Below are 20,648 nucleotides of genomic sequence, written 5' to 3' on the forward strand. Positions count from 1 at the left end.
CCTCGATTCATCAAAATGAGACGCGAACGTTCTCGCGCTCTTCGGCACGTGCCTCGAGCATATCGCGCTTTTCAAAATGATGGACGGAGGCGATGATGTTCATCGGGACCGATTCGATTTTCGTGTTATATTTCATGACCGTATTGTTATAGAGTTGACGCGAATACGCGACCTTATTTTCCGTCTGTGTCAATTCTTCCTGCAACATCTTGAAGTTCTCGTTCGCTTTCAAATCCGGGTACGCCTCACGAAGCGCGAAGAGATTTTTCAGTGCTCCACTCAATTGATCGTTCACTGCCATCTGGTCCTGACGATTCGACTTTTCTCCGAGCTGGTTTCTCAGTTCGACGACCTTCGCAAGCGTTTCTTGCTCGTGTTTCGCGTAGCCTTTCACCGTCTCGACCAAGTTCGGAATCAGATCATACCGCCGCTTCAACTGCACATCGATTTGAGCCCACGCCTCATCGACCCAATTTCGATACTTGACGAGCCCGTTGTACATCGAAAAATAGATGAGTACGAGCACGACAACCGCTACAATCGCAATAATCCACCCCATGTTGGCACCTCATTTCTTCATTTTCTCCTGTATTAATTCCCTTTACTCGTATAAGATAAGCTTAACTTTCATAACAATTTGTAAATGAATTCATTTCTTGACACGGTAACCACAAAGGAGTGTTCGCAATGATCGTCACGCATGCCGAAGTACGTTTGACCGAGTTGTTCGAAGAAATGGTATCCCTAAGACGCCATTTTCACCAATATCCTGAACTGTCTTTTCAAGAAGTCGAAACACCAAAGATGATTGCCTCGTATCTCCGTGAACTTGGGATTGAAGTACGTGAGCACGTTGGCGGCAATGGGGTCGTCGGTCGAATCAAAGGCGGTGACGGTCCGACCATCGCATTACGTGCCGATTTTGACGCCCTTCCCATCCAAGATGTGAAAGATGTCCCGTATCGTTCAAAAGTGAACGGGGTCATGCATGCGTGTGGTCACGATGCCCACACGGCGACACTTCTCGTTTTAGCGAAAGTATTGACTGAGATGAGCCTTCCAGGAGACGTCGTGTTGATTCACCAGTTCGCAGAAGAATTGGCTCCGGGTGGTGCCAAACCGATGATTGAAGACGGCTGTCTCGACAACGTGGATTATATATACGGTGCGCACATTTGGACACCACTTCCGTTCGGAACGATTGGCGTGAAAACAGGTCCTATCATGGCTGCGGCAGATCGCTTTGAATTGATCATTACAGGAAAAGGTGGACATGGCGCGATTCCGCAACATACAGTCGATGCCCTCATGGTTGCCGTGAACGTGGCGAATCATCTCCAACAGGTCGTCAGTCGGCGAATCGATCCGCTCGAACCTGCCGTGCTGACCATCGGTACGCTCCACTCCGGACAAGCATTCAACGTCATTGCCGAAGAAGCCAAATTATCCGGTACCGTGCGTACATTCACTCGGGAGACGCAAAAAAAAATCATCTCCGATATGGAGCGGATCATTCGTTCCGTCTGTGAAGCGAGCGATGCTGATTATGAATTGGAGTATATAAAAGGATATCCTGCTGTCGTGAATCATGTGACCGAAACGGAACTCGTCCGTGAGAGTGCGGTGGAGGTCGTTGGTGCAGACGGTGTCATTGAGATGGCACCACTTATGGTCGGGGAAGATTTCGCTTATTATGTCGAGCACGTTCCTGGTAGCTTTTTCTTCACAGGAGCAGGAAATCCCGAGCTCTCCGCAATCTTTCCGCATCATCATCCCCGCTTCGACGTGGATGAACGAGCGATGTTGCACACAGCCCAAGTCTTGTTAGGAGCTTTACAACGAACGTGGATGGTACACGAAAAAGAGGGCTGATGCATCGCATCAGTCCTCTTCAGTAATTGGTTCTTTTAATTCTGAAACAAGCACTTGGTCGACACGCTTTCCGTCCATATCCACGACTTCAAAGCGAAGACCGTACGCTTCGACCACATCGCCCCGTTTCGGAAAATCACCAAGTGCGTAAATGACGAGTCCTGCGAGCGTATGATAGGAGTTGCGCCCTTCGTCGAATCGGTCATCCCGAATCTCGAACGTTCGCTTCAAATCCTCTATTCCGAGTAACCCATCCGCCAAATACGATCCGTCCTCGCGACGAACCACTTCTGGTGTATCCTCTTCAATCATCACCTCTCCGACGATTTCTTCCAAAATATCGAACAAGGTGACCATACCAAGGAATCCGCCGTATTCATCTAAAACAAAGGCGATTTCCACACCATTTTTCTGCATCATTTGAAGCACTTGGCTCGCCTCTCGTTGTTTTGGAACGATGAGCGGCTGTTTGATGCGCTTCAAAATCTGTGACTGCTCACGCAGTGTCGGCAACGTCAAGATGTCACGTACATCGATGTACCCGACAAAGTCGTCAAGCGAGTCGCGCCCGACCGGTAACTTGTTATGTTTACTTTCATAAATCGATTTCTTAATATCGTCCATGTCATCTTCTAAGTCGACCCATTCGAGCGTCGTCCGTGGTTGCATGAGCTCATAAATCAATTGATCATGAAACGCAAAGACCCGTTCGACTTGTCGAACTTCTTCATGAGCGAACTGTCCTTGCTGGGCGCCTTCAAACAAGAGTTGTTTGATCTCGAGCTCAGTCTCCCCACTCGTCTGTTCCGCCTTCAACCCTAACAATTTGAACAAAAAGAGTGTCGATTTCGATAAAATCCAAATGAACGGTTTCATCACTTTACTGAATAAATCGAGCGACGGAATGATTGCCATCGTTACTTTTTCAGGCGAGACGAGCGCAATCCGTTTCGGGACCAATTCACCAATGATGAGCGACAGATACGTAATAATCGTAACGACGGCCACATAAGCAACGGTTCCGGCATACTGCGTACTCATTCCGGCTTGTTCAAATGCCGATGCGAGCGGTGCCGAGAAGCGTGCGCCCCCGTATGCCCCGTTAATAATCCCAATCAATGTGATTCCGACTTGAACGGTCGACAACAAATCTGTCGGGTCTTTCGAATAATGAAGCGCAATCTTGGCACTTCGTTTTCCTCGATTTGCTTCAACCTCAAGTTTTGCAGGTTTCGATGAGATGAGCGCAATTTCTGTCATCGCAAAAATCCCGTTCAACACAATCAAAAACAAAACAATCAACAAATCAATCACTATGGAAGAATCCACTTTTTTCATCACCTCAGCTAATTTTTAAAGCATACTGCTTCATTTTATCAAAAAATCGTTACCAACCTGTACCCGTTTTGCTCAGAAAAATAGCCACTCCTCAAGAAGTGGCTTCGTTGACAGCTTGTTTGGCGATAGCCGCCGTCTGAGACTGTTTAAAGAGAATGACCCCGACAAGAAGGATGGTGAGCCCTACAATTTGTCCGGCCGATAACGTGATTTGAGGCATCCCGAAGGCGCCATATAAATCGACGACTAACGCCCAAATGAGTTGTGACACGAGAATGAGTGACACAGACAATGTGGGTCCGAGTAACTGGATGCTGCGCATGACACAGTACACGACACCGACACCAAATAAACCACCGAGCCAATAGATTGGCGACAAGTCACGTAATCCAGCAAGATTTCCTCCAAATAATACTAACGGGATGATGGATCCGACCAAACCAACGATAAAGACCAATACGGTGGTGGCCCAAGCCCCTAAATTTGTATTCATTTTCGCGTTGACCGCCGCCTGTACGCTAATAAACGCCCCAGCCACAGCCGAACAGATGATACCAAAAATCATATAACTCCTCCTTACTCATAAAACATGCCGTTCGCACGTTCTTTCAATCGTTCACTATTTAAAATGATGACTTCTTTTCTCGTTCGTTTGACCAATCCTTCATCCACGAATGCCTGCAACGTTCGGTTCAAGTGACGATAACTCGTCCCTAGCCACTCTGCGACTTCTTTCCGTTTCAGTTGACTCATCTCCGCTTGAAACAGTTCATTCCCAGATTCACTGAGTGAGATCAAGTAACCGGCCAACCGCTCTTCGAGAGTCGACATGAGATGATTCGACGAGGCGTTTGCCTCGATGAATAATTTTTCGGACACGCCTCGTAACAGATGCTCCGTGAATTCGACCGTTCGATTATATCGTCGAAGCGCCTCGAAAGGGATGCGCAGACACGTCACGGGACCGACCGCTTCAACCGTATGCAATACATTGCGCCCGCTCGCATATTCGATATCTCCAATCAATGTTGGAGCAGCCTTCAGACGCAACAATCGCAATTTCCCTTCTTCACTGAGCGTATAAATTTTGACACGCCCTTCAAGGACGACGAATAAAGATTCGATGTGCTGATCGTTCGAACATAACATGGTCCCAGACGCATATGTCACCACGGACGAAGACTCAAGCGTTTCATTCGAAAACAGATGATTCCACTGCAATCGTTTCAGTGCATCCATAATATCCATCATGTAAAGTGAACTCCTTAAGAAAATGTATAGATTCCGATTCCAACAACCATCAAGACGAGTCCCATGACCTGTCCCGTGTTCATCGGTTTCCGTTTGACACCAAACCAACCATTCAAATCGATGATGAAGGCTCCTACTAATTGTGCCACAAGCAATACACAAATTGCCCATGTGACCCCGAGTTGTTGAATCGCCGTCAATTCGCCGAAGACAACGAATACCCCGAACAATCCTCCTAAACTATAATACCAAGGCACACGTTTGAAGGCTGTCATGTCCGCATCCCGCTTGAAGAAGTAAATCGCGAGTGCTAACAGAAGTCCGACAAAATGAACGATGGTGACGGACATCCATGCGCCTACCGCATCTCCTAGTTTTGCATTAAAGATTCCTTGAAGGGCGATGAACGTCCCTGATAAGATGGCAAATAAAATTCCCATGTCATTCCCCTTTCTCTTCGTCTGACTTTACGAAAAGAGAGATGACTTGAATAGGACATATGTCCAAAAAACAAAAAAGCAACTTCGACATTCGAAGTTGCTTCACACGATTATCCGAGTAACTTAACAAGTTCTTTCCCGACCGCTTCAGAAGACTGAGGATTCTGACCCGTGACGAGACGTTCGTCAACCGCCACATTCACCGCCCAGTTGTCAGCTCCCTTGAACTGCCCGCCTTGATTGCGTAGTCCTGTTTCAAGTAAGAACGGTACGGCAGAATCGAGTTGCATCTCTTTTTCTTCCGCATCGGTGAACCCTGTCACCTGTTTATCTTTAACGAGTGGCTCATCGTTGCTGAGTTTCACATTGACCAATCCAATTGGTCCGTGGCAAACTGCCCCGACAATATTTCCACTCTCGTATACATTGCGAATGACACGTTGTAACGTTTCATTTTCTGGGAAATCAACAACTGTCCCGTGACCTCCCGGTAAGAAGATTGCATCGTACGACTCGTCTGCGACTTGATCGAGACGGGCTGTGTCTTTAAGCAATTCCTGTGTGTTGAGAATGTCTTCTGACAAACCATCTTCTAAACTATTCGCATCGATTGGCACGTCTCCACCTTCGATACTCGCGACCGTCACTTTATACCCTTCTTTTTCGAACAATAAATAAGGGACGGCAAACTCTTCAAGCCATAATCCCGTTGCATGACCATTTGATAATTGATTTGCTGACGTTGTGACAATCAGTACATGTTTCGACATACTCAATTCCTCCTTCAAGAAAATCAACATACGACTCTAGTGTTCCCGATTCATCATCTGTTAAACCTGATGACCTGTCCGCTCATGACAAGGCGTAACTTTTTTTAACCTGGTTATTTATTCATCCTCCCTTTTTCTTACCACCCTCTATACTGAGGAAGAATTGCAATTCCAACCCATGAAGGAGACGTGTGCTATGACGAAACGAATGAACGACTGGGGATTTCTCATTGTCGTCGCCATCATCATCCTATTGCTTGTGCTTGGTCAGCTGCCGTTCTTCATGTAATCTTCACGTATATTCTTTACCAGTTGTAGTATGATTGCCTTGTAAGCACTTACACCAAACCTGATATGAAAGGATGGAGTTCACTATGTCAGAACGCATTTTCATCAGTCCGGCCAAGTATGTGCAAGGGAAACAAACGATTGATCGCATCGGAGAGTTTGTCGCTCACTTCGGTTCCAACGCTTTACTCATCGCGGATGACGTCGTATGGGAGTTGATCGGCGAACGGGTGACCCAGTCTCTGCAAGCGAGCCAGCTCAAGGCGACGAAAGCTGATTTCATCGGAGAAGCGTCGAAGCACGAAATCACTCGAATCGCTACAGACGCTAAGAAGCATGAAACAGCGTTTGTTATCGGTCTCGGCGGTGGGAAAACGCTCGATACAGCAAAAGCGGTCGCAGATGAATTGGATGCGCGTATCGTCATTGTACCGACCATCGCCTCTACGGATGCACCGACGAGCGCATTGTCGGTCATATATACAGATGAAGGCAATTTCGAAAGCTACCGTTTCTATAAAAAGAATCCGGATCTCGTCCTTGTGGATACGGAATTGATTGCACAAGCACCGCCACGCTTCTTAGCGTCAGGTATTGCCGATGCATTGGCCACATGGGTGGAAGTGCGAAGTGTCCTGGCATTCGGAGGCAAGACGATGGCTGGCGGTGTCCCGACACTTGCAGCGGAGGCGATTGCCGAACGGTGTGAAGAGGTTCTATTCACATATGGGATTCAAGCGTATGAAGCTGTGAAAGCAAAAGTCGTCACACCTGCGCTTGAAGCTGTTGTGGAAGCCAACACCTTATTGAGCGGGCTCGGCTTTGAAAGTGGTGGCTTGGCTGCAGCCCATGCCATTCACAATGGATTCACCGCACTTGAAGGAGACATCCACCATTTGACGCACGGTGAAAAAGTTGCATTTGGAACACTCGTGCAACTCGCACTCGAAGGACGCCCTCAAGAAGAGTTCGAGCAGTATGTTGCCTTTTATGTGGCACTCGACTTACCGGTCACACTTGAAGATATCAAATTGAAAGATGCATCTCGAGACGATATCTTGAAGGTCGGGAAAGCGGCCACGGCAGATGGCGAAACGATTCATAGCGGTTTCGATGTTACACCTGAAGAAGTTGCTGACGCCATCATCGCTGCGGATCGCTATGCACGTCTTTATAAAGAACACCTATAAAAACAGCGAGAGGAAGCTCACACGGCTTCGTCTCGCTGTTTTTTGTTCAGGAAGAATGATGAGAGAATTCCTACTCCCATACAACTGACCGTCAAAAGGAAGAACGTCAGCTGGTTCATATAGATGATATTCGTGAACTGGTTCCATCCTTCTGCGTACGACTCATTGGCTGATAAACGAATTCCTTCTCGAAGAGACGTCGCCTGTGATTGGTTAGTCATCCAAGCTATACCGGCCATGACGAAACTTCCGATCGCTAAACTGACCTTTCCAAACGGTCGCACAGAAGAGACGACTCGATATGTCAAACGAATGGTGATCCAAATAAACAATAAAAGAAACGGCCATCCAATCAAGAGAACAATCCAGTATAGATTCCCTTCACCCGGTGTTTCCGAGTAAGGGGTCGTCAGCACTTCACCGAGCTTAAAGATTCCAAACGTGATCAACGTCACGATAAACCATGCTTTTATCAATTTCTCCATCTCAACACCTCGTCCTCAGTATAGCAAAAACACTGTATGCGTCTGCATACAGTGTTTATTCTTTCGGTCGGACGACGTAATAAATCAAAATGACGAGCCACGTCCACACTCCTGTGAAAATCCCGATAATCCCGACGATGAAAAAACCAAGCGGAATCATCGATTTCGTTCGATTATAGTCCTTCCACATATTCGATAGCCCTTTGATATTAAAATACAAAAAGGCAAAGAATAGGACGAGCAATAAAAGTGGTAAACCGACTAAAGCTTCCATTCGCTCACTCCTCTCTACGATCTCATTCGTTATTTTAATTGTAATGGATTTCTTGCTCACCTTCATCGGGCCCAAGCCGTATCCTCTTCCGACCTAAAGATGGATAAAAGATGCACAATCTATCAAGAAAACGGGAAAAGGAACATCATCTAACTCTCGAGGAGGCATTTTGCCATGAAGTCCTTGCGTATCTTGATCGTTTGTTTGCTGTTGTTTCAAGTGTCGCCGGTGACAGCGGCATCCTCGTCCCCACAACCAGGTTATACGATTAAAACGACGTATTTGTACGGTCGTGCCATGCAATCTTCTCCAATTCTTAAGACGCTACGAACGAACGTCCCGGTCCGCTACACGACCTATAACCGGAGCTGGTCGAACGTCTATATCGGAAATACGAAGTACTTCACTCCCTCTACCAACTTGAAAGCCGGCATCCCTAAAATGCCTTCTGCAGACCGTTTACGACTAGTCAACAAGGCGAATGCACTCCCGTCCACTTACCGTTCCCCACAACTTGTCACATTAACCATTCCAACTGTTTATCAAAAAGGGAGTGAACGGACCTTGATGACAGCGGAAGCAGCATACGCTTTGGCTAAACTATATTACGCCGGTCGGAAGCAAGGTCATACGTTATACGCCCTTAGCGCCTACCGATCTTACTCGACACAAAAGTCACTCTATGCCTATTACGTCAACACACGTGGGGTCGCATATGCTTCAAAATATGTGGCACGTCCCGGTCATAGTGAACATCAAACGGGTCTCGCCGTTGATATGACGAGTCAACGCATGCGTCTAGGCCTATATGAATCCTTCGACCGATCGCTTGAAGGGAAATGGATGCTTCAAAACGCCCATCTCTATGGATTTATCGTCCGCTATCCAAAAGGAAAAGAGAAAATCACGGGATACAATTACGAACCTTGGCATTTGCGTTATGTCGGTGTCACTGAAGCGACGATGATGAAGCAGAAGAACTGGGCGTTCGAAGAATGGTGGAGCAAACGTTGAGTGAGCATCCTTTTTCAGGCATTTCCCTGTTCACGTTATAATGGAGTCATCTTATTCGTATAGGGGGAAATGTGGGATGTGGATTGTGATGAACAAACTAGACGTTGAAAAAGGAAAGGCCGACGCGGTCAAAGCACGCTTCGAAACGACAAAAGGAATCGAAGCGATGGATGGCTTTGTCCGTATGCAAGTGTTGACGGATACGTCTGATGAGGCGATGGATCATGTCGTCATCATGACCACGTGGCGTGATGCAGACAGCTTTGAGAACTGGCGCGACAGCAATGCTTATAAGCACGCCCATAAGAAACGTGATGACGGGACTTCAGAAGTGAAACCAATCGTCCTCGGCAACACCGTTACCCAATATGAGGTCGCCATTGAACATCTCGCCTCAACGGAGCGCGTTCAATAAATCTTGAGGACGGATGATGCCGAGTAGCGGTTCATCCGGATTTCCGGTCTCTGTAATCAGAAGGGCGTCATATCGTGCGCCCTCTTTCATTTGCGTAAAGCAGTGCTGTGCCTCGATTACGGTCGCATCCTTTCGAATGAATCGATACCGGTGCATATGCGGATCGTGGTGGAGCACGTGCTTCACCCGAACTCCTTTGAGTGACAAGTTGGGCCCGTCGATTGTTTCGGCTAGCCAACTGGTCACTCCTTTTTTCGTCAACAGTCCGCGCCAAGACCCATTGTCATGATATACAGGGAATTGCGAATAATTTTTATCTCGAATCTCGCGGAGTACTTCCGTCAAAAAATCTTCCGACTGAAACGTCACCACCGATTTCGCAAACAATGGAATGACGAGACGTGGATGAAGGAGCTCTCGCTCTACTTCTAAAATCAATGCAACAAGCGACTCGTGTGGCTCCGCGATAATAAAATCAGGTTCACGCCGCTCATGGACGATGGCATTTCGTAGTTGACTCATCTGATGTAAATCTTCTTTATACCGGTCGATGATTGGATTTTGTTTCGCTAACCGATTCACCATGTTACTAAAACTGAAATGTTGCCCATCTCCCATCTCTCGACTCAAGTAGTCCTCGATTCGATGATAGGATGCCAAAAATTCTTCAGCACGACTCATGTGATCACCCTCCTTAACGATACATGTATACCCTCTTTTTTATCATTTGAGCAGGAAACCGTTTATTCATCCCGAATGACATAGAAATCATCTTAATTATGGAGGAGGGCTATCATGGCGACTTCGATTCATCCCACATCACCAACTTCACCGCAACCCACGTTTCGCGCAGGACTACGCGCCGGCATTCCCGTCGCCATCGGATATATCCCGATTGCGATTGCCTTCGGTCTTTTGGCACAATCTTTCAACTTGCCGAATGCTATCACATTATCGATGTCCTTTTTGATCTTTGCCGGGGCAAGTCAGTTCATTACGGTACAACTTCTGATGGCCGGTTCGATGTATTGGGAAATCATTTTGACGACGTTCATTCTAAACTCTCGCCATTTTTTAATGTCCGCCTCACTATCCCAACGGATTGAGAGTACATCTCGAAGACTATTGGCTACCATCGCGTTTGGTGTGACCGACGAAACGTTCAGCATCGCCTCTACTCGTCAAGAGGCCCGTTCCGGTATGTTCGTGCTCGGGTTGAATACAATCGCATTTCTTGCTTGGAATGTCGGGGCGTGGATGGGGGTCTTCCTCGCCTTCGGTCTTCCAAGCACATTACAGGCGAGTATGGGGATTGCGCTATATGCGATGTTCATCGGGTTACTCGTTCCATCATTAACGACTCGTCCTGTCTTCGTCGTAGCAAGCTTAGCTATCATTATTCAAGCCATACTCCATTGGGTCATCACCCCGTTCTTCTCAATCTCAGATGGGATTCGAATCATCGTCGCGACCGTTGTCGCAGCCGGAATCGGTGCTTTCGTATTTAAGGAGGAAGAGGTCACATGATATCGTTGTTTCTACTCGTTCTAGGATTGGCACTGGTCACGTACCTCCCTCGCCTCATCCCGCTACTCTGGCTAAAAGAATTGGCGTTACCGGCATATATGAAACGATTTCTTTCCTTCATCCCGTATGCGGTATTAGCTAGTTTGATTTTTCCTGGGGTCCTCTCCTCCACGACCACTACCTCGTCCGCCTTATTCGGAGGAGTGGTTGCTACAACGCTTGCGCTACTCCGGGTCAACCTCGTCATTGTTGTCATTGGAGCTGTATTCGGAGTATATGCCTTTCAAACTATATGACAAAGGAGCGGCACACGAGGTGCTGCTCCTTTTCTTATGCTGATATGGCCTGACGACGAAGCTGGACGAATACGTCCACAAATTCCGCGTCCCATTGTGTTCCACGACCGTTCTCTAAAATAGAAAGTGCCTTTTCCACTGGCATCCCTGACCGATAGGGTCGATCTGATGTCATGGCATCATAAGCATCGGCAATCGCCATGATTCTTCCGAATAACGGAATGTCGACCGCATGTAAGCGGTCCGGGTATCCTTTCCCATCGATTCGTTCGTGGTGCGATCGAACTCCGGCTAAAATCGGTTGAAGCGATGCAGGTAAATGAATTTGACTCAAAATATGGATGCCAATGGTCGGATGTTCTTGAATTTTTGAAAACTCTTCGTCTGTCAGCTTCCCTTCTTTTAGTAGGACGTCATCTCGAATTCCAATTTTCCCGATGTCATGTAGAAGTGCCGACTTGTTGAGTAAATCGACTTGTGCATGCGGTAAGCCAATGGCGCGAGCAAGCTCAACGGAATACATCGCGACACGCTCCGAATGACCTGCTGTGTAGGGATCACGTGCATCGAGCGTTGCTGCGAATAAAATGAAGAGGCTGTCTAACAGCTGTGCGTTTTCTTGTTCACGAGCAGTTACCGTCTCAACCATTTGATTGAATCCCCCAATCAGTTGGGCGAACTCATCTAAGTACGGATTCTCGATTTTCTGAAGTTGTCCCGACTCCATCTGTTCGATGCCGGACGTCAAAAATCCAATCGGACGTTTGATGTTGTCATAGAGTAAGAAACTGCATAACACCGCAATTCCGACGATGATGACAAGAATCACGAGCGCCCAATTCCAATACGTATCCGTTCGAGTCGAAGTCGACAATTGGACACTCGACGCCAACATGAACAACATGATGGGAAAGATACCCGTAATGAGCATACTGATCAATAATTTAGTTCGGACACTAAATGATCGATACGTTGCATGAATAGGCAGATGATAAAGTTCGAGATGCCTTTCTTTCATGTATACAAGTAATGGCTCAACCGATCGAACCGTCAAAAAATATTCAATTAAGGCATGTAGTACCGCAATCATGACGGCCCCGATTGCAGCCAAGCCGATCAAACGATAAGGTAAGTCAATCCACCCCATCTGAATAAAAACGGCGGTTAAACCAATTGACGGGATGGATAATCCAAACAAATGAGGACCTAAAATCCGTTGCACCGTTAAAATCGGGAATCGACTCGCTTGTTCGAATGCCGACGTCAATTCGTCAATCGATGGGGATTCGATCATAAAAAGCTGTCGTATCGGTCGAATGTGGCGACGGTATAAGAGTAGTTCTGAGAAAATCATAACTATCCCTGACCCCAACATGATGCCTAACAGTAGTAAAATCTCTCGAATGGACAGGTCAAGCGTTTGAAAAATAAAGACACCACCTACTCCAAAGACGGCCAAACCTGAGCCGATGATATAGTTCATCACGAGCGTCCGTTGAAAACGTTCAAACATTCCCCTCACCCCTACACTCTTTTCTTTTACTATCGACCAGATTTATGCTTGAGTTGAACACAAAAAAACGGATCTCCTTGTAGGAGACCCGTTCAAGCATCGATTATGGGCGTAACGGACCATCGTTATCATCAAGTGATCGATTGTCCTGATCCGGAGTGATGTTTTCATGGAACGGATTCGGTTCCGGTCCATCAACATGGTCAACTTTTGGATTTTGAACATCTCGCTTCAACTCGTGTTTCGATTGTTCCGCTTCATGTTTCGACTGCTCCACGCCTTGCTTCGCTTGTTGTTTTGCAGCTTCCGCTTCGCGGCTCATCTGTTCTTTCTCCTGCTCGAGACCTTCTTTTGAAACTTCCGTTTCATCAATGCGTCGCTCTGCCTTTTTCAAATAACGTGCAGCCGTCTCGCGACCACCAAGACCGAAAGCAAGACCGAAGGCAAGGGCAACAGCTCCAAGAATAAGAAGGAATGCTGTATTGACAATCATCGGTGCGATGCCGAGCTGACTAATTGCCATGAAGAAGACGAGTCCGAGAATCGCATACTTCGCTACGTAGCGAAGCGCACTCGGTTGTCCAGCTCCATCAACAAGTACACTTCCAACTAAACGCTCTGCCATGTTCGCCAACCAGAATCCGACTGCCAAGATGATGAGTGCTGCAATGACCATCGGCAAGTAAGCAAAGATGGCTGTCGCGAGGGATGCCATGAACTCAAGATTCGCGACTTGAAGCGCTTCGGATACGAAGAGTAAGATCACGATTACTTGGACAATGACACCGACCACTTGGGCAATTGACATCGAAGACGCACGTTCCCCGAAGCCCATTTTTTGAGCCAACGAGTTGACGCCAAGATTTTCAAGAAGTGATACAACGACCCCTTTCAACCATTTTGCAACGAACACCCCGACGAGGACGAGGACGATTGCAACGAGAATGTCTGGAATCATGACAAGGACATCATTGAGCATCGCAATCGCCGGTTCCGAGATCCCTCGAATATCGAGCGCCTCAAGCGCCGAAATCGTCACCGGAATCATGATGAAGATGAAGACGATTGTACCGATTGCCTTCGCAAGACTCGATCCTTTCACGTAATCAGATAGATGGAATCGCTCTGCCAAGCGATCTAGTCCTGCAGCTTCGAGGAATTTCGTCAAAATGTCGCGAACAATCTTCGCCACCACATACCCGATTGCGAAAATGAGCGCTGCTGCGACAAGTTTCGGAATGAACCCGAGGAAACTGTTCAATAAATCTTCGAATGGTCCGCTGACCCCACGAAGTCCAAGGGCGTCAAGTACAGCCGGTAATGCCAATAAGAGCACGAGATAGAAGACGATGTTCGCGACCGTGTCGACCCATTTCGTTTGGTTGACGCTTGTCGACTCTTGCCCCGTTTTTTCCATCAACTTGCTCAAATTCAAACGATGTCCCGCCATTTGAATCCCTTTTTTTAACAGGGTAGCGATGACCCAGGCAACGAGTAAAATCAAGCCGGCTTTGATGACACCGATGATCAATCCAGAGAATCCTTCATAAATCTGACTGAATGGCTGCGTAATGGCTGGAATGTTCATGAATTCAAAGATAATCAGGAATGCGAGGAGTAATACGCCAAAGAACACCACTTTTCCAATAATGCGTTCAGGCGTCCACTTCTCTCCTTTCTCCCCATCTTTTTTAATACCCACCCGCTCATCGAGTCGTGCTTTCTTCAATGCTTTACGTGTCACGTTTTCCAATACTTTCGCCAAGATATAACCGACTACGAGAATAACAATCGCCAGCAAAAGCTCTGGTAACCATGACATGAACGTATTGAAGTTATACGTTGTATTGTTCATCGAATCTTCCTCCTTTTGTGAATAAATAGAATGATGCCAAACTGCAATGCTATTTATTACATACCTATATTTCAAAATCATCAAACCTGAACTGTAAGTCAATTCGTTTACATGACTATTACGATTCATTGGAAATGGGTACGTTAGTTTAAGAGAGAAATCGTGCCAAATGAAGTCAAATATGATACGAATAACAAGAGACGTCATGTTAGGAGGAATTTAGGATGAATATCGCTCTAGTGGCTCACGACAAGAAGAAAGATGATTTAATCGTCCTCATTAAAACGTACGCGCATATTCTAAAGAAACATCAGTTGTTTGCGACCGGTACAACGGGTAAGCGGATTGCGGAGGCGACCGGCTTACCTGTTCATTGCTTCCGATCAGGACCGCTTGGTGGGGACCAAGAAATCGGTGCTGCCGTCGCACGTGGGGAGATGGATATGATCATCTTTTTCAGAGATCCATTAACTGCTCAACCTCACGAACCGGATGTGAGCGCATTGATGCGTCTTTGTGACGTCTACTCCATCCCACTTTCGACGAACATGGGTGGAAGCGAAATTTTGATTCGAAGTATCGAGCAAGGTGATTTCGAGTCACTTAAACTTTCTCATAACGACGAACCTCCGGCTTGACCATGACAAACCGAGAAAGGAGAGGAATCTCCCTGGAACCGAATATGATTCACGACCCGAACGTCCAACAGTTCTTTAACGACGTGCGCCAGCGCCTCATCGAACTACTTGGAAATGAGGCAGAAGCGGATCGCCATCTACTCGCACTTGCTGGATATATCCGGCATGCAGAGAAAAGTGGTCAGTCGCTCGAAAGTCTTTTAAACCAAGATCCTCAGGAATACGCTCGTTTCCTCATTGAACAACCCGAAACAAATGAAGAATATCGTCGACGCTATCACGTGTTGATTGATGCCTCGGATGAATTAAAACCTCATGAAAAAGCGCAGGCAAACCGGGAATTCGATTGGGCCGTCAATCAATTGGACGAAGCCAAGCTTTCGTTAAAAGAAATCGAAGTGCGCGACCTTGCCTTCCTCGCCTACACAAAGATTGAAGCACTCAAATCGTCTCGTACGATTTGGAACCGCTTCGGCTGGCTACTAGGTATGATTTTGGCATTTGCCTACGCCAACTTACTGCTCGTGATTGACGATGTCTTTAGCGGTCGACTATTCACCGCCCCCATGTCGACGTATCCAATTGATTATCTGGCCTTCCTGTTACCCGTCCTCGTGACCGGTGCTATCTTCGGCATATTGACCCGTTTTCGACATTACATCCAGACGCTCGGTCGGCGTATTGCGTTCGCCTTGCTCATCGTTGTCGTCTACATCATGTCTATCTTTCTGATTCAACCGCTCTTAATGACAATTGGTTGGTCATTCATCATTCAGTTGACCCCACTCTACGCGCTCATTTTAATGGCGATCAGTGGCTTTATGGCCATCTGGACATTAATCGAGTTCGTCTGGAAGAGTACACGTTGTTCTCTCGGAGACGATACGCTCATGCTTTATTACTAACCACGCCACTCCTCTTAGGAGATGGCGTTTTTTGTTTCGATTATGGCGAGAACGGAAATTACTCCTATTGTGACGCTTGTTTTAGATTGGAAATTCTAAAGGGGGTATTCGATGTCAGAACGAAAAATGATTGGCCTGTTCCAGACAGAACAGGAAGTCATGCACAAAGTGGAAGAGCTGAAAGCTGCAGGGGAAGCTGAAAAAAATATGCATGTTGTCGCCAAGCGGGACGGGGAAATTTCTGCGTTACGTGATCACACGGATGTAAATGCCGAGTCCGGTATCCGTGACGTCAATTGGCTTGACCGTGTCAAAGCATTCCTACACGGAAGTGACCGCATTCGTGATGAGTTACGGAATATGGGGCTAAACGATGCCGAAGCGGAACAGTATTATGATGCAATCGATGAAGGACAAATTTTACTCTACATCGATCGACACTCGTACGACCGCTATCCGAACATGTATAAAAAAGACAGTGAGCTCGATCATGATAAAGGGGAAAAAGCGGATGGGATCGCCTTTGACGCGAAACCATTTAACGATCACGACGAGAATCCACGTGGTACAAAGGATGATCCGATTGTACGCGGTCATTCTGGATTAGAAGATCATCGCCGATTATAAGGAGGAACGACTATGAATGAGAAACGATTTATCAGCATGCACGACACGCAGGATGCAGCACTTGGGAAAATCGAGGAGTTGCGAGCGAAAGGTTATGAAGACTCACACATTTATGTCGTCACAAAACATGAAGACAACGTTTCGATTTTGAGACGTGATACAGATGTTCATACGGAAGCGACCCATCAAGCGAGCTGGTTCGATAAGGTTCGGGCGTTCCTCAGCGGTCATGAAGACGTGCACGCTGGTCTACGCAACATGGGACTGAGCGAAGAGGAAGTAAAACGTCACTATGACGATGTAGAAGCCGGGAAAATCCTCGTTTATGTGGATGAAGACTTTGAACTTCGTCATCAAGACGGGGTGACAGTCGATTCGAAACCATATCAAGACGCATCATCGACTCATCTCGGTAGTCATACTGACGATGGATTGGAAATCGACTCAAAACCTTATCGTGAGGCTCAGACCGTCGACCCAAGCCATCCCGTAGACCCGGAGCAAGATAAACTGGATAAAGAAACGAAGAATCCAGATCGCGAGGAAAAACTACGTGGTCTCGATGATCGTGCTTATCGAAATGACGTAGAAGATCCGGATAATATCCGACGTTTCTAACATAGTAACAAAGAGCCTGACGCACCCGCGTCAGGCTCTTCTTACGTCAAACGATTCTTCGGTTCTTTCCCTTCGAGCACATTTGTGATGGCATCTCGATTCAATGCCATCATCGCCAGACGTGTCCGAATCGTTGCACTCCCGATATGCGGTAATGTCGTCACGTTCGGAAGCGTCAATAATGGATGACCGAGGTCGATTGGTTCTTTTGTGAATACGTCTAATCCCGCTCCCCAAATCTTCCTCGCTTTAAGTGCTTCATATAGCGCTTTTTCATCGATGATTTCTCCACGAGCCACATTGATGAAAATGGATGTTTCCTTCATCTTGGCAAACTCTTTAGCCCCGAGCATTCCCCGTGTCTCGTCCGTGAGCGGTGCGAGAACGACGACGAAATCGGATTGTGTCAATAGTTCATCGAGTTCCGCATAGGTGAAGCCATACATCGACTCCGACTCATGTCGCCGTGTCCGGTTATGGTATAGAACTTCCATGTCAAATCCTCTTGCCCGACGTGCGACCGCTTCACCGATTCGCCCCATTCCGATGATACCCAATTTCGCTTGATAAAGGTCCATCCCGACGTAGCCTATCGGCAGCCAGGACTTCCACTCCCCGGCGCGCAAGTCACGTTCCGCCTCTCCGAGACGTCGTGCCGTCATCATCATGAGACCAAACGTCAAATCTGCTGTCGTTTCCGTCAAGACATCGGGTGTGTTGGTGACGATGACGCCATTCTCTTTCGCTGCGTTCAAATCGATATTGTTATATCCGACCGCCAAATTGGAGACGACCTCTAAATGTGTGGCACGCTCAAACACTTCACGGTCAATCGTGTCGCTGAGCATGGTCCAGAGCGCATGCGCAGATGACGCTTCTTCTAAAAGAACCTCTCGCGGCACACTTTCCCCTTCATGCTTCCACATGCGCACATCGTATTGATCGCGAAGCGGTTCGACTGCCTCTTCTGGCAAGCGACGCGTAATATAGATTCGTTTTTTCATTTTTCTCCCCCTCTCTACACTTACTTGTAGTCTAACAAATGGGAGGCGTTAAGAGGGTTGATCCGCCTTCGGTTTTTGCTTCAAAAACTGTTCAAATAGCGATCCGAACTCTTGATTTAACAACTGTTCAATCGTTTTCGATGAATCCATAGCATTACGATAAGCGATTTCGTTAATTGCGAGTCCGATGGCCCACGTGATCCCTGATGCGACGGTCGCATTGATGACACCGGCCGCTGCGTTCGCTCCCGGGAAAAACTTCATGACGTTCAATAAGATCGTTTTCGATAACGTGCGACCGATTTGTGGAATGATGGTACTTCCAATGAGCGTCTTCAACAAATCATCACTCGCTTTGACACCCCAATAGCGAAATAGATGGACGCTCATCGTCACCTGAATCGGCGTCAATGCCACGGCATCAGCAAACGGGAGCGGAACCGCAGCAGCCGTTCCTGCGCTCGCGACATAGCCAGAGATGATTCGATTCGCCTTTTTACGCTTTAGCTTGAGCATCGCTTCACTCTCTGCATGAATCTCCATCAAGAGCCCTTCCTGCAAGGAAGCATCTAGCTGTTCAACCGACCACGCAATCAGTCGTTCCCAATCCACATATTGACGCAACGCTTCATCGTTCAATATTTCCGAAGAAATGCTGACTTGGAAGATCGCTTCTTCCGGAAGGATTCCATTCAGTTCATTCCGTAATGCCGTCAGTTCCTCTAAATCGACTTGATCGATTTGTGTGAATAGGACAGCGACAGCGGTCGATTCACGTAGACGGCGAATCAAGGCCTTGTCGAGTGGTGTGACACGCTTTGTCGCAGCGTTGATGGTATACCAGACGAGATGAATTCGTTTGGATGCCTCTTGCCGCTTTGCGTTCTCCACAAACCCGATGACTTCCTCTTCGTAATGTTGTTGCCGCGCACTCCCGATCTCATATCCTTCGCTGTCGAACAAGGTGACTGCGATATCATCACTCGTATATTGATGAATTCCTCTTGTGACCGGTTCCCCGGCTGCTACTTTCGTCAAATCACGTCCAAACACGTAGTTCACAACAGAACTCTTTCCTGCTCCCGTTGCTCCCGCGATGAGGATGTTTGGTTTTTTGACATTGCCCCGTAGTCGCTCGAGCTCTGCCTTTAAATCATAATCTTTAAAATCAAATCGTTTCGTCGATTCCATTTACGTTTCCCCCTTATGAGTTGAGCGTGCGACCAAGCTGACCCATCTCGCGCTCAAAGCCGCGTCGAATCTCTTCTTCAATCGTTTGTCTTACAGATGCATATTGTTGCTCGATGGCCTTTTTAATCCCTCGCTCTGCCGTCCGACGCTTGAATGCCCAGTAGATGAAGTGCACTCCAGGAATCATTCCGAGAACCATCTTTCGAACTGTTTTTCCGAACGAGTAGTCAAATCCGAGCTCAACTCGTCTCGTTCTAAACAAAAGGTCTGCTTGCTCTCCGACTAGCGGGTATCGTTGCATGAGTTGGATATAATGACGCACCCCTTCTGCCATCGCCTCTTCCGTCGTCAAAGCGGCCTCTTCAAGCGTCTTTTCTAAATCTTTCTCTATTTTTCTAGCTTTCCAACTAATCATCGCTTGCGGGGTCAGCATCCGAATCGTCTCTGCAGAAGCGATACTCCGAATTCGCCAATCCTCTAACTCTTCAAGAAGATGATTCGTCAAGTTAATGGGAAGTTTTCGCTCGATGTCTTTCCATAGGTTCGTCCGATTCCGATTCCATACCTCTTCGTATCCTCTTACCGGGACGTGTTTTCCTGTGAGTAACTTCTTTTCGACACTGTTGACACGGATGATGTTCTCTTCTTCAATCGGTAGTGCACGTAACAATACCCGTTCCATCGCCTCTGCCTTTTGTACACTCATCGGGTCGTCTTCATTGTAGTTAGTCAATATTAGAGCGACGTTGCTCCCCCGCTCATATAAAGGTTTTAAAATCGCCTCGAGCTCATATGCCTCGACACGTCCTGACTGCACCGACAACAAGTAGTAAATTGTATGAAACCACTCCGCGATATCGAGCGCGCCTTCACGCTGATGGACGATGGATAAGATCGCTTGATGCCACTCTTCAGAGCGGTCTGCTTCGAGCCCCCACGTATCAAAAAAACGAAACAAGATACCCCGCTCTAAATCGTAATACTCATATTCGTGAAGTCCTTCTGCGGTGACCGGACTTCCAGCACGCGATTCGGCGACGTCATGTCCATATATATAGTTGATAAACGCACTCTTTCCGACACCGGTCTTTCCGGCAATCAAAATATTTGAGACGAGCCCTGTCCGATCCATACGTT

At 47.3% G+C, this 20,648-nt stretch carries 24 protein-coding genes; 10 read left to right on the forward strand and 14 right to left on the reverse strand.

What is annotated here, in order from left to right; all coding sequences use genetic code 11:
* Positions 1-10 precede the first annotated feature (10 nt).
* Positions 11-559: a LemA family protein gene (locus OKS35_RS11800; RefSeq protein WP_214784414.1), complete on the reverse strand. Its 549-nt coding sequence runs from the start codon at positions 557-559 to the stop codon at positions 11-13.
* 128 nt (positions 560-687) lie between these two features.
* Between OKS35_RS11800 and OKS35_RS11805 the strand changes: the two genes are divergently transcribed.
* Positions 688-1,872 carry an amidohydrolase gene (locus OKS35_RS11805; protein WP_214784417.1) on the forward strand — a complete coding sequence of 395 codons (1,185 nt, stop codon included), beginning with the start codon at positions 688-690 and terminating at the stop codon, positions 1,870-1,872.
* A gap of 9 nt (positions 1,873-1,881) precedes the next feature.
* Here the strand turns inward: OKS35_RS11805 and OKS35_RS11810 are convergent, their stop codons facing one another.
* From OKS35_RS11810 to OKS35_RS11830, 5 genes are all read right to left on the reverse strand, one after another.
* On the reverse strand, positions 1,882-3,210 hold the full coding sequence (locus OKS35_RS11810) for a hemolysin family protein (protein WP_214731294.1): 1,329 nt from the start codon (positions 3,208-3,210) through the stop codon (positions 1,882-1,884).
* Between the two features lie 91 nt (positions 3,211-3,301).
* Positions 3,302-3,775: a DMT family transporter gene (locus OKS35_RS11815; protein ID WP_214685023.1), complete on the reverse strand. Its 474-nt coding sequence runs from the start codon at positions 3,773-3,775 to the stop codon at positions 3,302-3,304.
* An 11-nt stretch (positions 3,776-3,786) separates the two neighbouring features.
* Positions 3,787-4,461, reverse strand: a complete 675-nt coding sequence (locus tag OKS35_RS11820) for a Crp/Fnr family transcriptional regulator (RefSeq protein WP_074035100.1) — start codon at positions 4,459-4,461, stop codon at positions 3,787-3,789.
* Positions 4,462-4,475: 14 nt separating this feature from the next.
* The gene (locus OKS35_RS11825) at positions 4,476-4,901 is read right to left on the reverse strand and encodes a DMT family transporter (protein WP_015880345.1); all 426 of its coding nucleotides are present in this window, start codon (positions 4,899-4,901) and stop codon (positions 4,476-4,478) included.
* Positions 4,902-5,011: 110 nt separating this feature from the next.
* Positions 5,012-5,671 (reverse strand): type 1 glutamine amidotransferase domain-containing protein, encoded by a 660-nt coding sequence (locus tag OKS35_RS11830; RefSeq protein ID WP_214784420.1) that lies wholly within the window; start codon positions 5,669-5,671, stop codon positions 5,012-5,014.
* A 374-nt stretch (positions 5,672-6,045) separates the two neighbouring features.
* Here OKS35_RS11830 and OKS35_RS11835 point away from each other — a divergent pair, with 374 nt between their 5' ends.
* The gene (locus OKS35_RS11835; RefSeq protein ID WP_214784423.1) at positions 6,046-7,149 is read left to right on the forward strand and encodes a glycerol dehydrogenase; all 1,104 of its coding nucleotides are present in this window, start codon (positions 6,046-6,048) and stop codon (positions 7,147-7,149) included.
* Between the two features lie 17 nt (positions 7,150-7,166).
* Here OKS35_RS11835 and OKS35_RS11840 read toward each other — a convergent pair whose 3' ends face one another.
* Positions 7,167-7,634 (reverse strand): hypothetical protein, encoded by a 468-nt coding sequence (locus OKS35_RS11840; RefSeq protein WP_074035104.1) that lies wholly within the window; start codon positions 7,632-7,634, stop codon positions 7,167-7,169.
* A 55-nt stretch (positions 7,635-7,689) separates the two neighbouring features.
* Positions 7,690-7,908, reverse strand: a complete 219-nt coding sequence (locus tag OKS35_RS11845; RefSeq protein ID WP_074035105.1) for a hypothetical protein — start codon at positions 7,906-7,908, stop codon at positions 7,690-7,692.
* A gap of 174 nt (positions 7,909-8,082) precedes the next feature.
* On the opposite strand from OKS35_RS11845, the gene OKS35_RS11850 reads away from it, so the two are divergent.
* Together OKS35_RS11850 and OKS35_RS11855 are read left to right on the forward strand one after the other, a co-directional pair.
* Positions 8,083-8,922: a M15 family metallopeptidase gene (locus OKS35_RS11850; protein ID WP_264093135.1), complete on the forward strand. Its 840-nt coding sequence runs from the start codon at positions 8,083-8,085 to the stop codon at positions 8,920-8,922.
* Between the two features lie 76 nt (positions 8,923-8,998).
* On the forward strand, positions 8,999-9,337 hold the full coding sequence (locus OKS35_RS11855) for an antibiotic biosynthesis monooxygenase (RefSeq protein WP_074035108.1): 339 nt from the start codon (positions 8,999-9,001) through the stop codon (positions 9,335-9,337).
* Here the strand turns inward: OKS35_RS11855 and OKS35_RS11860 are convergent.
* Complete coding sequence (locus OKS35_RS11860; RefSeq protein ID WP_074035110.1) at positions 9,317-10,018, reverse strand: CBS domain-containing protein; 702 nt, start codon at positions 10,016-10,018, stop codon at positions 9,317-9,319. The genes OKS35_RS11855 and OKS35_RS11860 overlap by 21 nt on opposite strands.
* A 114-nt stretch (positions 10,019-10,132) precedes the next feature.
* On the opposite strand from OKS35_RS11860, the gene OKS35_RS11865 reads away from it, so the two are divergent.
* On the forward strand, positions 10,133-10,864 hold the full coding sequence (locus OKS35_RS11865; RefSeq protein ID WP_264093136.1) for an AzlC family ABC transporter permease: 732 nt from the start codon (positions 10,133-10,135) through the stop codon (positions 10,862-10,864).
* Positions 10,861-11,160 (forward strand): AzlD domain-containing protein, encoded by a 300-nt coding sequence (locus OKS35_RS11870; RefSeq protein WP_264093137.1) that lies wholly within the window; start codon positions 10,861-10,863, stop codon positions 11,158-11,160. Before OKS35_RS11865 ends, OKS35_RS11870 begins: the two co-directional genes overlap by 4 nt.
* 34 nt (positions 11,161-11,194) lie before the next feature.
* Here the strand turns inward: OKS35_RS11870 and OKS35_RS11875 are convergent, their stop codons facing one another.
* The gene (locus OKS35_RS11875; protein ID WP_264093138.1) at positions 11,195-12,673 is read right to left on the reverse strand and encodes an HD-GYP domain-containing protein; all 1,479 of its coding nucleotides are present in this window, start codon (positions 12,671-12,673) and stop codon (positions 11,195-11,197) included.
* A gap of 103 nt (positions 12,674-12,776) precedes the next feature.
* On the reverse strand, positions 12,777-14,528 hold the full coding sequence (locus OKS35_RS11880; RefSeq protein WP_264093139.1) for a mechanosensitive ion channel: 1,752 nt from the start codon (positions 14,526-14,528) through the stop codon (positions 12,777-12,779).
* 224 nt (positions 14,529-14,752) lie between these two features.
* Here OKS35_RS11880 and OKS35_RS11885 point away from each other — a divergent pair, with 224 nt between their 5' ends.
* The 4 genes from OKS35_RS11885 to OKS35_RS11900 all read left to right on the forward strand — a co-directional run bounded on the left by OKS35_RS11885 (position 14,753) and on the right by OKS35_RS11900 (position 17,316).
* Positions 14,753-15,166: a methylglyoxal synthase gene (locus OKS35_RS11885; RefSeq protein WP_015880332.1), complete on the forward strand. Its 414-nt coding sequence runs from the start codon at positions 14,753-14,755 to the stop codon at positions 15,164-15,166.
* A 44-nt stretch (positions 15,167-15,210) separates the two neighbouring features.
* The gene (locus OKS35_RS11890) at positions 15,211-16,071 is read left to right on the forward strand and encodes a hypothetical protein (RefSeq protein ID WP_078146038.1); all 861 of its coding nucleotides are present in this window, start codon (positions 15,211-15,213) and stop codon (positions 16,069-16,071) included.
* A gap of 111 nt (positions 16,072-16,182) precedes the next feature.
* Positions 16,183-16,698, forward strand: coding sequence for a general stress protein (locus OKS35_RS11895; protein ID WP_078146037.1), 516 nt, complete (start codon positions 16,183-16,185; stop codon positions 16,696-16,698).
* 12 nt (positions 16,699-16,710) lie between these two features.
* Complete coding sequence (locus tag OKS35_RS11900) at positions 16,711-17,316, forward strand: general stress protein (protein WP_264093140.1); 606 nt, start codon at positions 16,711-16,713, stop codon at positions 17,314-17,316.
* A gap of 41 nt (positions 17,317-17,357) precedes the next feature.
* On the opposite strand, the gene OKS35_RS11905 is transcribed toward OKS35_RS11900, so the two are convergent.
* Genes OKS35_RS11905 through OKS35_RS11915 form a run of 3 tightly spaced genes read right to left on the reverse strand, consistent with a single transcriptional unit; the run spans position 17,358 to position 20,643 of the window.
* Positions 17,358-18,320, reverse strand: a complete 963-nt coding sequence (locus OKS35_RS11905) for a 2-hydroxyacid dehydrogenase (RefSeq protein WP_264093141.1) — start codon at positions 18,318-18,320, stop codon at positions 17,358-17,360.
* A gap of 48 nt (positions 18,321-18,368) precedes the next feature.
* Entirely contained in the window at positions 18,369-19,511 is a 1,143-nt protein-coding gene (locus OKS35_RS11910; protein WP_074035126.1) for a YcjF family protein, read from the reverse strand.
* Positions 19,512-19,524: 13 nt separating this feature from the next.
* A complete protein-coding gene (locus OKS35_RS11915; protein ID WP_214784441.1) occupies positions 19,525-20,643 on the reverse strand; it encodes a GTPase in 1,119 nt (372 codons plus the stop codon).
* Positions 20,644-20,648: the final 5 nt, after the last annotated feature.

The organism is Exiguobacterium sp. N5 (assembly GCF_025842465.1).
In the GTDB taxonomy this organism is placed as follows: Bacteria; Bacillota; Bacilli; order Exiguobacteriales; family Exiguobacteriaceae; genus Exiguobacterium; species Exiguobacterium profundum.

Excerpts from the sequence above, each read along its gene's own strand:
- OKS35_RS11890 (WP_078146038.1), top strand. The coding sequence starts at position 15,211 with ATGATTCACGACCCGAACGTCCAACAGTTCTTTAACGACGTGCGCCAG.
- OKS35_RS11820 (WP_074035100.1), bottom strand. The coding sequence starts at position 4,461 with ATGATGGATATTATGGATGCACTGAAACGATTGCAGTGGAATCATCTG.
- OKS35_RS11835 (WP_214784423.1), top strand. The coding sequence starts at position 6,046 with ATGTCAGAACGCATTTTCATCAGTCCGGCCAAGTATGTGCAAGGGAAA.
- OKS35_RS11905 (WP_264093141.1), bottom strand. The coding sequence starts at position 18,320 with ATGAAAAAACGAATCTATATTACGCGTCGCTTGCCAGAAGAGGCAGTC.
- OKS35_RS11900 (WP_264093140.1), top strand. The coding sequence starts at position 16,711 with ATGAATGAGAAACGATTTATCAGCATGCACGACACGCAGGATGCAGCA.
- OKS35_RS11850 (WP_264093135.1), top strand. The coding sequence starts at position 8,083 with ATGAAGTCCTTGCGTATCTTGATCGTTTGTTTGCTGTTGTTTCAAGTG.
- OKS35_RS11880 (WP_264093139.1), bottom strand. The coding sequence starts at position 14,528 with ATGAACAATACAACGTATAACTTCAATACGTTCATGTCATGGTTACCA.
- OKS35_RS11815 (WP_214685023.1), bottom strand. The coding sequence starts at position 3,775 with ATGATTTTTGGTATCATCTGTTCGGCTGTGGCTGGGGCGTTTATTAGC.
- OKS35_RS11870 (WP_264093137.1), top strand. The coding sequence starts at position 10,861 with ATGATATCGTTGTTTCTACTCGTTCTAGGATTGGCACTGGTCACGTAC.
- OKS35_RS11845 (WP_074035105.1), bottom strand. The coding sequence starts at position 7,908 with ATGGAAGCTTTAGTCGGTTTACCACTTTTATTGCTCGTCCTATTCTTT.
- OKS35_RS11915 (WP_214784441.1), bottom strand. The coding sequence starts at position 20,643 with ATGGATCGGACAGGGCTCGTCTCAAATATTTTGATTGCCGGAAAGACC.
- OKS35_RS11830 (WP_214784420.1), bottom strand. The coding sequence starts at position 5,671 with ATGTCGAAACATGTACTGATTGTCACAACGTCAGCAAATCAATTATCA.
- OKS35_RS11875 (WP_264093138.1), bottom strand. The coding sequence starts at position 12,673 with ATGTTTGAACGTTTTCAACGGACGCTCGTGATGAACTATATCATCGGC.
- OKS35_RS11860 (WP_074035110.1), bottom strand. The coding sequence starts at position 10,018 with ATGAGTCGTGCTGAAGAATTTTTGGCATCCTATCATCGAATCGAGGAC.
- OKS35_RS11865 (WP_264093136.1), top strand. The coding sequence starts at position 10,133 with ATGGCGACTTCGATTCATCCCACATCACCAACTTCACCGCAACCCACG.
- OKS35_RS11810 (WP_214731294.1), bottom strand. The coding sequence starts at position 3,210 with ATGAAAAAAGTGGATTCTTCCATAGTGATTGATTTGTTGATTGTTTTG.
- OKS35_RS11840 (WP_074035104.1), bottom strand. The coding sequence starts at position 7,634 with ATGGAGAAATTGATAAAAGCATGGTTTATCGTGACGTTGATCACGTTT.
- OKS35_RS11855 (WP_074035108.1), top strand. The coding sequence starts at position 8,999 with ATGTGGATTGTGATGAACAAACTAGACGTTGAAAAAGGAAAGGCCGAC.
- OKS35_RS11895 (WP_078146037.1), top strand. The coding sequence starts at position 16,183 with ATGTCAGAACGAAAAATGATTGGCCTGTTCCAGACAGAACAGGAAGTC.
- OKS35_RS11805 (WP_214784417.1), top strand. The coding sequence starts at position 688 with ATGATCGTCACGCATGCCGAAGTACGTTTGACCGAGTTGTTCGAAGAA.
- OKS35_RS11800 (WP_214784414.1), bottom strand. The coding sequence starts at position 559 with ATGGGGTGGATTATTGCGATTGTAGCGGTTGTCGTGCTCGTACTCATC.
- OKS35_RS11825 (WP_015880345.1), bottom strand. The coding sequence starts at position 4,901 with ATGGGAATTTTATTTGCCATCTTATCAGGGACGTTCATCGCCCTTCAA.
- OKS35_RS11910 (WP_074035126.1), bottom strand. The coding sequence starts at position 19,511 with ATGGAATCGACGAAACGATTTGATTTTAAAGATTATGATTTAAAGGCA.
- OKS35_RS11885 (WP_015880332.1), top strand. The coding sequence starts at position 14,753 with ATGAATATCGCTCTAGTGGCTCACGACAAGAAGAAAGATGATTTAATC.